General features: G+C 61.5%; 9 protein-coding genes and 1 pseudogene. All 10 read right to left on the bottom strand.

Going from position 1 to position 11,501, the window contains the following annotated elements; translation table 11 throughout:
• Window positions 1-1,059 (bottom strand): hydantoinase/oxoprolinase N-terminal domain-containing protein (locus EOS_RS34060; RefSeq protein WP_047896621.1); only part of this gene is annotated, 1,059 nt, incomplete at its 3' end.
• Entirely contained in the window at window positions 1,056-2,912 is a 1,857-nt protein-coding gene (locus EOS_RS34065; RefSeq protein ID WP_047896622.1) for a hydantoinase B/oxoprolinase family protein, read from the bottom strand. The genes EOS_RS34065 and EOS_RS34060, both read right to left, overlap by 4 nt.
• 31 nt (window positions 2,913-2,943) lie before the next feature.
• Window positions 2,944-3,750 (bottom strand): alpha/beta fold hydrolase, encoded by an 807-nt coding sequence (locus EOS_RS34070; RefSeq protein ID WP_047896623.1) that lies wholly within the window; start codon window positions 3,748-3,750, stop codon window positions 2,944-2,946.
• Window positions 3,751-3,916: 166 nt separating this feature from the next.
• Window positions 3,917-4,673: pseudogene (locus tag EOS_RS45080) on the bottom strand (IS5 family transposase).
• Window positions 4,674-4,726: 53 nt separating this feature from the next.
• A complete protein-coding gene (locus EOS_RS34080) occupies window positions 4,727-6,154 on the bottom strand; it encodes an IS4 family transposase (RefSeq protein WP_047896625.1) in 1,428 nt (475 codons plus the stop codon).
• 92 nt (window positions 6,155-6,246) lie between these two features.
• A complete protein-coding gene (locus EOS_RS34085; protein ID WP_047896626.1) occupies window positions 6,247-7,335 on the bottom strand; it encodes a porin in 1,089 nt (362 codons plus the stop codon).
• 110 nt (window positions 7,336-7,445) lie between these two features.
• A complete protein-coding gene (locus tag EOS_RS34090; protein ID WP_053064130.1) occupies window positions 7,446-8,789 on the bottom strand; it encodes an MFS transporter in 1,344 nt (447 codons plus the stop codon).
• A 195-nt stretch (window positions 8,790-8,984) separates the two neighbouring features.
• Complete coding sequence (locus EOS_RS34095) at window positions 8,985-9,968, bottom strand: amidohydrolase family protein (protein WP_047896627.1); 984 nt, start codon at window positions 9,966-9,968, stop codon at window positions 8,985-8,987.
• Between the two features lie 43 nt (window positions 9,969-10,011).
• Window positions 10,012-10,941, bottom strand: a complete 930-nt coding sequence (locus EOS_RS34100) for an MBL fold metallo-hydrolase (protein ID WP_047896628.1) — start codon at window positions 10,939-10,941, stop codon at window positions 10,012-10,014.
• Window positions 10,942-11,013: 72 nt separating this feature from the next.
• Window positions 11,014-11,501: aldehyde dehydrogenase family protein (locus tag EOS_RS34105; protein WP_047896629.1), on the bottom strand; the 488-nt coding region annotated here is incomplete at its 5' end.

Here is an 11,501-nt window from a genome sequence, read left to right on the forward strand (position 1 = left end):
CGCCAGGCGGCCATCGTCGGTGACGCGCGCGATGGAGCCGCCGCCCGCACCGATCGTGCTGATGTCGACCATTGGGAACTGCAGTGGCCAGGCGGCGATCTTGCCTTCGGATTGCAGGGTGATTTCGTTGTTCGCGATCAGGCAGATATCGGCAGAGGTCCCGCCGATATCCACGCCGATCAGGTTTGCGTAGCCCGCGAGCTGACCGATCAGGCGGCAACCTACCGCACCGGCTGCCGGTCCCGACAGCGCGGTCTGGACCGGCGCGCGGCGAATCGTCTCGACGCCGGCCACGCCGCCGCTCGATTTCATCAGCAGCAGGCGCGACCCGATCGCGTGCTGCTTCAGCCGGTCTTCGAGACGGCCCACATAGGACGACACGAGCGGCATCACATACGCGTTGAGCAGGACCGTCATGCTGCGTTCGTATTCCCGGAAGGTGGGCAGCACGTCGGACGATATCGTGATCATCATGCCCGGCAGATGCGCGTTCAGCACGTCCTCCACGCGCCGCTCGTGGGCCGGATTCGCATACGAGTGGAGCAGGCACACCGCGACCGCGCGCACGTCCATCTGTTCGATCTGCTTCGCCAGCGCGACAATGTCCGCGTCGATCAGCGGTTCAACCTCGACGCCTTTCTCGTCGAGTCGGCCGCCGATCTCCAGCACGCAACTTGCGGGGACCGGCAGCGGCGGTTTGACGTACGCGTAAAGATTTTCGCTGCGCGGAATATCGTGGCGGCCGATCGACGTCACGTGACGAAAGCCTCGGGTCGTGACCAGCGCGGTCGCGGCGCCCTTGCTTTCGAGAATTCCGTTGGTCGCCACCGTCGTGCCGTGGAAAACGTGACTGACGGACCGTGCCGCGATGGCCGAGCGCTCCAGCACCTGATCGATGCCGTCGATAAAGCCAATCGACGGGTCATCCGGCGTCGACGACGTTTTGGCACTCCACAGTACGCCGGTGGAGCGATCGAGCAGGACGATGTCAGAAAATGTACCGCCGGTGTCGACACCGATCGAGCAGGCGTCGTCGTCTTTGAGTTGAGCTTGGTTCATGCGCTGATCTCTTTTTTGTCGAACGCCGCGTACCACTCGCTGGCGTCGTAATAGCGGTGACGATGAAACAGTTTCGTCGGCCATCGGTGGGCGTTGCGATAGACCTGTGTGGCGTGCGCATCGACGCGCGTATGCGCGGCATCGAGCACGACGCCATAGTCATCGCGAGCAGCCTGCACGCTCACAAAGCCGTTGGCGACGTCGGCCAGCACACGCTGCGGCTCCCGGTCAAACGGATGCCCCCAACCGCCGCCGCCTACCGTTTCAATGCGCACGATATCGCCGCGCTTGAGCGCGATGCCGTCGACGAGTCCGGCGAACGCCTGCTGATCCGGCGTGCCGGGATTGATGGTGACGCGGCCCGAGCGTCCGCACATGCCGCCGTTGACGCCCCACGGGGGATTCCTCACGTTGTCCATGCGCACGCCGAACTGGCAGTCGTCGGCCAGAATCTCGACTTCGCGGATGATCCCGCAGCCGCCGCGCCAACGGCCGGGGCCGCCGGAGTCGCAGTTGATCTGGTAGGCGCGCACGCGGATCGGGTACGAATGCTCGACGTATTCCACCGGATAGTTTTTGACCGAATGGAAATACACGGCGTCGTGACCGTCGCCGTAATAGCGCGCGCCGTGGCCAACGCCGAGGCCGGATGCCTTGTTGAAGATAGCGCGTGTAGCGGGATTGCGCCCGCGCACGTTGTAGATGACGTAGCTCGAACTCGATGCAAGACTGCGTCCCGGATTCGCCTGCGCGAACAGGCCGGCGCAGGCGCTCAGGGTGCGAATCACCGTCAACATGCGCTGGCCTAGCGGCGCGGGCCACTCCGGCTGAATGATGCTGCCGGGTCGGGTGAGCACTTCCTGAACCGCGTTGATCGCGCCATGATTGAGCAGCAGCGATGGTTCGTCGGCGATCGCGTAGACCCCGAACATGAGCTTTAACACCGTATCGCGCATCAGAAAGTTGACGGGGCCGCGCGCCTGGTCATCGCTGTCGCGCGTGTCGATGCTCAGCCCGCGTTCGCTCGAGGTCATCGTCAGACGGATCGAAAAGGGACCGAGCCCGTAGCCGTCGTCATCGATCGTATCGACAAAACGGTAGGTTCCATGGGGAAACGTCTGTGCCAGGCGTTCGCGAACCGCGTTGCCGGTTTGATCGATCAATAACGCGAACGCATCGCTCAGCGTCTCCGCGCTGAAGCGGCCTGCGATTTCAATCAGACGCCGCTCGGCGAGCTTGACCGCCGCCACCAGCGCCCGGATATCCCCGAGCACCATGTTCGGAAAGCGGGTGTTCCTGAGCAGGATGCGCAGCAGTTCGTCGTTGAACTGCGCATCGCGCACCAGCCGCACCGGCGGGATAACGACGCCCTCGGCGAGGATGTCACGCGCTTTGGGTGTCGTGGAACCGATTTCCGCGCCGCCGATATCGACGAAGTGCGCCCATGAGAATGCGAACGCCATGATCCGTGAACCGGCAAATACGGGGCTCACAAACACGATATCCGGCGAATGGCTCACGCTGCCGTGGCTGCCATAACAATCGTTGTAAATGAACAGGTCGCCGGGGTTCATGTCGGCAAGGCTGTAGTGATCCAGTACAGGGTCGAGAATGGCGCCGAACATGGGCTGCTTGGTTCCGACGACGAGCCGGCCCGTTGCGTCCAGCAAGCCTACAAAATAGTCGTTCTTCACCCGGATAACGGGTGACATCGCGGTGCGCTCGAGCAACGCCTCGCATTCCTCCTGAGCCGCGGTCAATGCGCCCTTGATGATTTCCAGAGAGACCGCGTCGAGTCTGGACGGCGGCGTTGCTACGACAGTCCCGGGCGCTGTAGTGACGTGACAGGTCATTCAAAAACTCCTTTGCGCGCTGCGTTGGGTTTCAAGTCCGCTCGAACCACGTGTTGACGACCTTGGCGAACTCTTCCGTCCGCTCCCCCTGGTAGGCGTGCGCGGCGTTCTGAATGATGTGCAGCTTCGCGCCGGGAATCCGCGCATAGACCTCACGTGCATACTCGGGGCCGGTTGGACGGTCTTCGAAGCCGCCGCAGACGACCAGGGTAGGGCAGGCGATACGGGGCAGATAGTCGGTTGCATCGAAACTCGTGTAGGCGTCCAGCAGCCAGCCGTAGATTTCGGGGCGCGCGAACGGGTCGTCGTTGATGCGGCCAGCCAGCGCTTTCTCGATGATCTCCGGCCTTTCGTTCCAGGTTTCACGCGTGTAGTCGGAGAGCGTGATGTCGCGCGCCCATAGCTCGGGACTCACGTTGTAGAGATCGCGCCAATAGTAATAGAGGCTGCGCATGAAATTGTCGGCCTTGACACTGGGTGCACCCAACACTAGCGAGCGCACTCTTTCCGGGTAGGTGGCGGCGAGCGCAATGCCGACCAGCGAGCCCATGCCGCCACCGGCAAGCACCCGAAGATTCCGCAGGTCGAGATGCTCGAGCAGGCCGTTGAGATCGTCGGCCAGTTGCGTGATCGAGTAGGGACCGTCGGGTGCATCGGTGCTGCCCATGCCGCGATGCTCATTGCGAATCAGGCGGTACTGGTTGCCAAAGATCTTGCGGTAACGCTCAGTGGCGGTCGCGATCTTCGACCAGCCCGAGGTCACGAGCAGAGGTTCTCCCTCTGGATCCCCCATTTCTTCGTAGTACATCTGGATATCAGAGACTTTTACTTTCGGCATCGCATGGCTCCTTTGGGTGACTGAGCTTCATTCTTTCCAGACGAAACTCGCCGCGCAATTGAATTCGAGTGCGATGCACATTAACCAAATGGTTATAGGTGGGGTGTCTTGCCACGTAGGGGGACGCTGGCATCGGCGAGCGGCAGGCGGGTGCAGCCGGCTCTCGTCACATTCTCACGAATGGCTCAAACGCACAGCCAAGCGTGGCGAAAACGAGGTAGTTGTCAGGGAGCCTGTCGTAACGAGTCGAGACTCGACGAAAATGCCTGATGCAATTGAAGAAGCGTTCGACTACATCGCGTGTGCGGTACAGCGTCCGGCTGTAGCGACGTTTCAACTTGCGGTTCGAGCGCGGCGGCATGGCGACCCTGGCGTCGGTGGCGCGAACTGCTTGCACAAAGGCATCGGCATCGTAGCCCTTGTCGGCAATGACGGCCTTGGTGCGCAGATGTTCGACAAGCTCGTTCGCACACGAGATGTCGTGGGCCTGTCCCTCGGTCTCGATCAATCGCAACGGCCTGTCAGCCGCATCCACCGCCAGATGCAACTTGGTACTCAGCGCGCCTCAAGACTGTCCGAGTGCTTGCGGGCCGCTTTTTAATGCTCCGTCCGAATGCTATTGTGTTCGCACGATAGTCGAGTCGATTAGGATGTGTTCGAGCTCCGTCTCGCCTGCCATAGCGAGCGCAGCCCGCTGCCAAACACCTTTGCGTTGCTATCGGGAAAAGTGCGTGTACACGGTATGCCAGCTGCGGAATTCTGCCGGCAGGTCGCGCCACGGGCTGCCGGTGCGGCCTATCCATAGCGCCGCTTCGAGGAACCAGCGATTGTCGGTGGCCGTTCAACCTCGATAGCCTTCCTTTGGCTGGCAAGATCGCTTCGACTTTCTTCCATATGTCGTCACTCAGCAGAGTTCGAATCAACCTGTCATGCTCACGCCAAGGACAGGAGGTAAACACCTTTCAGCGACTTGAGATTACCCACAACTTTCGCGCCCCAATCGGTATCCGAGTTCAATGTCGATAAGCCGATGCATGCCGCGCCAGATGACCTTATTGCCCGGCGGGGGATCGTTGGCGCGTGCGAGATAGCCGCCCAGTTGGGCGAGCTTGATGAGGCTGCGAGACAGAGGAAGCGCCTGTGCGGAGCGTGCCGTATCCTTGACGAGCTGGTCAAGAAGCGTCACCTCGGTTGCGGTAAGTGCCACCTCCGGTGAGGCCTCAGGTGCAGATCGATTGATCTCGGTCAGCCAGAATACCCGCCAGGCAAGGATGCAGAAGACGGCGATCAGGTTGGTCAACCGGCTGGCTGTGCGTAACTGCGACTCTTCAGCCTTGCAGCCGGACTTCAGGTTTTTGTGAAACGTCTCTATCTTCCAGCGCAACGCGTACCAGTCGATCTTTTCGATCGCGTCTGCACGTGAGTTCACCGGCAGGTCAGTGACAAGCTTCCATTGGACACGTGGTCGCTCCGCTGAGTCGCCGTACTCCGTCGCGTGGATGACGGTCAGCCTGAGCGGTGGATAGTGACGCTGTTTCGCGACGGGCGGCCAAACCGTGAGGCGCCGATATCTGATCTCCAGAAGCGCCTGGTGAGGGCGCCCTTTGGCGTCGCGAAATTCGATCCGGTGCAATCCCTTCACCCGGACCTCTGACATTTCGCCTGCAACCGTATGCTCGCCGTCACCGGCTAACCTGTTCGTGCAGGTCCGCACCAGAAAATGTGTTCCAAGTTCGCTGGCAGCGCAAAACAGTTCAAAGATGTCGCTTTCCCGGTCTCCGATATGCACGCAGCGTTCGGGATCGCCGAGTCGCGCCGTTGACTGCCGCAGGTTCTCAATCCAGCGAAAGCTTTCCTTCTTCTCGATCGGTATGCGCGTGAAATTGACTTTGCTGCGCTTCTTCGCGGTGTCCTTGAACTCCTTGCGGCTCCAGAACTTGATGGCTGTCAGCCCGAGTGGCAGACCTTCAGTTGTGACGGCGAGACTTGAATGCATCAGGATGCCGCATTGTGGGCTCGGCTTCGTCCGGCCACGTCGCTCGGCAGAAGTTATTGCGCTGCCAGCGTAACCGACGAGCTCCGGACGTTCTCTTTCGTACGAAAACGTGGTGGTGTCCTGAAGCACAAGAATCGGTCCATCGGTCGTGGAAAAACGCTGCGCAGTAGCCTGGAAATGTCCACTTAGAATGTCATGCTCACTGACGCGATCATTGTCCATGAATCGATAGGCTGCCTTGGTATTGGCCCAATCCTGGTACGCTAGCGGAATGGTCTGACCCATACCCTTCCATAATCGCTCGAGCAGCATTGCAAACCGCTTGCGAAGCCGCACGTCCTGAAATTCGCTCCCTTCAATCTCGCGATCCAGCCATGATTCATCGTCTGCTCGATCTCTTCTTGTCATTATTAATATAGGTATCCTAAATATTTAAAGGTTAACAGAATTTCTGTTTGAGATGTGGGTAATCTCAAGCTTTCAGCGAACGTAAACAGAGCCTAGAAGGTGGTCGCCATTCCGATTCGCGCCAGGACCTGCGAGCCGGTGCTGGACGGCGCGAGTAATCCGTTGATCCATGCGGTTGCCGGACCGTTTCCGCCGATCGCGCGTTGGTATATGCCCTCCGCGTACAGGTTTGTCCGCTTCGACAGCCAGTACATCACCGATGCTGTCACTTCATGGGCCTTGTTACTGGAGAGTTCAGCGTTTCCCTTCATGTATTGGTAATCCCCACCGAGCGACCATTCCGGGGTGATACGCCAGTTCGCTCCTAGCTGTATCGCGTTGATGTCTGCGCCCGTGAGCGTGTTCCGGGTGTTGGTGTAGAGAACATTGGCGAGGACTTTGCCGGTGTCGTACTTTGTGCCGACTCCCCAGTTGCGAATCCCCTCATGGCCGTTATCCATTTCCGGGTATTTGACGTCGGTGTAGGCCGCGGCGATGCCGAACCCGCCATGCTTGTATTCCAGTGCTGCGCTGACCGTGTTATCGGTCGATACGGCGCCGGCGACGTTGCCGAAGCCGTACATCAGGCCAAATGAAAATCCGCCATAGTTAATGGACCGGTACCTGACGGAGTTGGGCACACGCGAGGATCCGCCGACGCGATCGAAATCCCATGATCCGGTAGCGTTGTTGGGGATGTTCAGCGCCTGAAACGGACCGTCGCGGAAATTGTAGAAACCGCCTGTATAGAGCGACGCGTCGTACTCGAGCAACTGGTCTTTCATGAAGTCGTACTGCGTACCGAACGTCAGTCGGCCGAGCGTGCCGCTTTCGAGGCCCACGTAGGCTGTCCGGTTGAAGAGCCCGTCTGCATTAGGAATGGTCGAGCCGTTGGCGAGTGAAAACTGATTCACGAGTTCGAACACGGCCTTGGCTCCGCCGCCAAGATCTTCCTGCCCGAGGAAGCCCAGCATGTTTGGATAATAATTGCCGTCGTCGAAGAAGAATTTGTTTTTCCCGCCTGAATTGTTCACGTACGTGATGCCGGCATCCATCATGCCGAAGATGGTCATGCTGCTCTGCGCCGATGCGGGGCCGCATGCGAGCAGCGCGGTGCAAATGAGTAGGGTTCGCTTGAACATGCTTGTCTCCTGGGTACCGCTTGTTTTTGTTCGATCGGTGCTAGCCAGGGGACGCGGCCCCTGGCCTTGATTCAAAGCGTGGCCTCAATGTCTGACTTCAAGGCACGCCTTCAATGCGCGACGAATTCGGCGCGATCAGTTGCATGCACGGTGTTGAGACGTCCCATCATCAGCATCACCAGTGCTGCGCCGAGCACGGGCGCAGCGACCACGACGAAGGTCTGGGCTACCGAAAACCCGGCGGCAACCAAGGCTCCGACCACGACCGGGCCGGATGCACCGCCGAAACGTCCGGCCGCAAGTCCCCAGCCCACACCGGTCGAGCGGATCGCGGTCGGATAGGCGATCGTCGCAATCGCGATCAAACCCGAGGTGGCGCCGCCCACGAACAAGCCGGTCAAGCCTGAGCACAGCGCGACCGACGCGGTGTGCGGCGCGCAGATTCCGGTCAAAGCCAGCGCGATCGCGCCCACGGTGTAGATCAGTGCAAGGAAGCGATAGGTGCCGAGCCGTTCCATCACGGCACCAGCGATGGCGACGCCGATCGTGCCGCCCACGTTGTTCCAGGCGATCACCGTCGCGGCATCGGCCACTGGCATGGCCGCGCTGCGCAGCAGCGTGCTGGTCCAGGCCAGGGTCGCGATCAGGGCGAGGAAGTTGAGGAAGAAGGCAAGCCAGAGCAACGCGGTGAACGGCGCGCGGCCATCCATGAAGAGATGTTTGACCGGCAGCCCCTTTTCCTGATGCTCGTGCGTGACGTAACGCAACGTGCCTCCGTACGAACGCGACGGAGCGAGCCGCCTGATGATGCGCTCGATACGCTGCTGCGGCGCGTTGGACAGGATCAGCAGCCGCACCGATTCGGGAACGAAGAGCAGCACGAGGACCGCGGCGACGATAGGCACGATGCCGCTCAGGTAGAACATCGACTTCCAACCGTATTGAGGAATCACGACGCTTGCGGCGAGGCCGGCAATGACCCCGCCGGCCGGTATCGCGGCCCAGAGCAGCGATGCTACCCGTCCGCGGTAGCGCCGCGCCACGTATTCAGTCGCGAGGCTCACCAGGCATGGCGCCGCGCCGCCGAGCCCGATACCGGTCACGACGCGCAGCGTGAGCAGCGCCGCAAATCCGGGCGCAGCAACCGTGCCGAGCGAGGCCAGCCCGAACAGCCAGGAACAGGCAACCAGGACGGTCTTGCGGCCGATCCGGTCCGCGAGCGGGCCGAGCAACAGCGCGCCGATCATAAAGCCGAATTCGGAGCCGGCGAAGAGCGGGCCGAGCTGGGCCGGCGTGAGTTTCAGATCGACGGCCATGAGGGGTGCGCTCAGACCCATAATCTGGACGTTGGCGCCGTCCATCAGGGCGATCAGGAAGCAGATGGCGAAGATGCCGGCCTGGAACAGGCCGAAGGGCCGATCGTCAATGAGGTCGTCCGCCAGTACGGTATTCATGGTTGTCTCCTATGTTTTTGGATCGGCTATTGAGGCCGCTTTTTCTGCCATGCGAATGGCGCGCCGAGGGACGTCATTCGTACGGTGTCGGGCTGCCGCAGGCGCAACAAACCCTCCGCGACGCCGGGAGCGATCCTGGCGCAGCGGATACTTCAACTTCAAGGAACGGCGGATACGGCTTAAGAACGCAACGCGTCAGCTCGCCGCGAAACGCGGAAACAGGCGCAATGCGTTATTGCGCGCGATCGCCTCGTGCTCGTTTGCATCGATGCCTTCGAGGCGGCGGAAGCTGTCGATATTGCGTGCCACGTTGGCGGCCGGCTGGAACGGGTAATCCGTCCCGATGAGGATCTGCGAGATCGGCGCGAGCGTGCGCAGCACGTCGAAACCCGGCTGATTCGCGGACATCGCGAGGTCGTAATACAAACCCTTGAATTCGGCAATGACTTCTTCCGATGCCTTGGGGTGCGGTTTCATGACGGGCATCGGCGACAGCAGCGCGATCCGGTGCGCGATCGCCGGCAGGACGCCGCCCGCGTGCGGCAGGATCAGCTTGATGTCGGGGCACCGCTTGAAGGTGTTCGAGAACACCAGGTCGATCACCGTACGCGCTGTGTCGCACGGGAATTCGAAGAGTGGCGCGGGCCGTCCGAGGCCGACCGCCGAGAAGCAGGCCGGCGCGGTCGGATGTAGGAAGATGGTGGCCTGACGTTCGTTGAGCCGGTCGAAGATCGGCGCGAGCGACGGGTCGCCGAGATATTTGCCGTCGCTATTGGTTTCGATGACGATGCCGTCGAGATCGAGCTGGTCGAAGGCGTAGTCGATCTCGGCCAGCGATTCGGCGACATACGGCAACGGCAAGGTCATGAACCCGCCGAAGCGGCCGGGGTGATCGCGCCGCAACTGCGCGATATCTTCGTTGATGGTGCGCGCGAGGCGCACGCGCGCTTCACGGGTGGGCAGGAACCCGACGCTCGGCGAGGACACCGACAGCATCATGGTGTCGATGCCGTTTTCCGCCATCACCGCGGTGGCTCTTTCCGGCGTCCATTCCGGAACCGGATAACCGCCATCGAGCGTGGCGAGGCCGGCTTCGTCGAGCGCTTTGCGGTAGGCGGGCGGCAGGCAGTGGGCGTGTACGTCGATCAGGCCGCAGGTGCAACGATAGGCTGTGTTCATGGTGCGATAGACCTCGGGTGGATGGGGGCGCGCTCAAAAGTGCTCAGGCGCGTTCGAGCTGGATCGGCGAGGGCAGCCAGTCGTACCCGCCGCCGTTGCGTCGCAGATGGCCGCGTCCTGGGAACGGGAAGTGATAGGACAGCACCTGGTATGCGCTTTTTTCGATCCAGTCGAGCACCTTGACACGCGTGGCCGCCGCGGCGGAACTGTCGTAATCGAACAGGAACGCCCAGTCGGGGCGCTGCAGCAGCAGCACCTGGTGATGGCACAGATCGCCCCAGCACACGAGCGTCTGGCCTTCGCTGGAAATTTCATAGATCGTATGGCCGGGGCTGTGGCCCGGCGTGGCGTGCGCGCGGATGCCGGGCACGATTTCCTGGCCGTCCTCGATGAAGCTGATGACGTCGCGGTAGGGTGCGAGGTTCTTGTGCGCGCCGTAGAAGTGGTCCTTCATATGGTCGGACATCGACGCCTGGATGTTGTCGAGATTGGTCCAGTAGTCGACGTCGGCGCGGCTCACTACGATGCGCGCGTTCGGGAACAGCTTGCGGTCGTTGTCGTCGACCAGCCCCCAGCAGTGGTCCGGGTGTGTATGCGTGAGCGCCACGATGTCGATCGCTTCGCGTTCGATGCCGGCAGCGCGCATATTGGCGATCGCCTGGCCGGTTAGCGGCCCGAAGGTCTTGACGCCGAGCTCGGCATTGATGCCGACGCCGGTGTCGAACAGGATCAGTTGTTCGCCCGTGTTGACGAGCAGGATGTTCTGATCGAGCGCGATCGATTCGGTGGGCAGGAAGGCCCGGATCAGCAGATCATCGAGCTCCTCGACATCGGCCTTCGGAAACGTGCTGCGTGGTGGCCCGAGATGCAGGAGACCATCGGTGACGACTGTGCATTCGAAGGCGCCGTGATCGAAGCGGGTCCATCCCGCCTGCAGCGCATGCGCACGTGCGTCGGTTGCTTGAATACTCATCTTTTATCTCCTTGCTTGATTTTGTGCCGGGCGAACGCTCGATAGCGTGTTCGCCCGGTGGCGATCTGCTTATCAGATCGGGAAGTGCGGCGCGCCGGACGCCACTGTGATCCAGCGCAGTTCGGTGAACTCCGCAATCCCGGCCTTGCCGCCAAAGCGGCCGTAACCGCTGCGGCCGGTGCCGCCAAACGGCATCTGCGGCTCGTCGCTGACGGTCGCGCCGTTGATGTGGCAGATACCTGAGCGGATGCGTTTCGTGACCGAGAACGCTCGCTCGATGTTCTGGCTGAAGACCGCGGCGGACAAACCGAAGACGGTGTCGTTGGCGAGCGTCACCGCATGGTCGTCGTGATCGGCGCGCATCACGCAGACGATCGGGCCGAAGGTTTCTTCGTGGTAGATGTCCATGTCTGCGGTGACGCTGTCGAGCACCGTTGCCGGCATATACACGCCTTCGGCCTTGCCACCGGCAACCAGGGTGGCGCCCTTGCACAGCGCATCGTCGATCAGCTCGTTGAGGCGCGCGCCGGACGCCGCGCTGGCCAGTGCGCCGAGCGGCG

It is taken from the genome of Caballeronia mineralivorans PML1(12), from assembly GCF_001028175.1.
Classification (GTDB): Bacteria; Pseudomonadota; Gammaproteobacteria; order Burkholderiales; family Burkholderiaceae; genus Caballeronia; species Caballeronia mineralivorans.

Excerpts from the sequence above, each read along its gene's own strand:
- EOS_RS34085 (WP_047896626.1), bottom strand. The coding sequence starts at position 7,335 with ATGTTCAAGCGAACCCTACTCATTTGCACCGCGCTGCTCGCATGCGGC.
- EOS_RS34070 (WP_047896623.1), bottom strand. The coding sequence starts at position 3,750 with ATGCCGAAAGTAAAAGTCTCTGATATCCAGATGTACTACGAAGAAATG.
- EOS_RS34080 (WP_047896625.1), bottom strand. The coding sequence starts at position 6,154 with ATGACAAGAAGAGATCGAGCAGACGATGAATCATGGCTGGATCGCGAG.
- EOS_RS34065 (WP_047896622.1), bottom strand. The coding sequence starts at position 2,912 with ATGACCTGTCACGTCACTACAGCGCCCGGGACTGTCGTAGCAACGCCG.
- EOS_RS34090 (WP_053064130.1), bottom strand. The coding sequence starts at position 8,789 with ATGAATACCGTACTGGCGGACGACCTCATTGACGATCGGCCCTTCGGC.
- EOS_RS34100 (WP_047896628.1), bottom strand. The coding sequence starts at position 10,941 with ATGAGTATTCAAGCAACCGACGCACGTGCGCATGCGCTGCAGGCGGGA.
- EOS_RS34095 (WP_047896627.1), bottom strand. The coding sequence starts at position 9,968 with ATGAACACAGCCTATCGTTGCACCTGCGGCCTGATCGACGTACACGCC.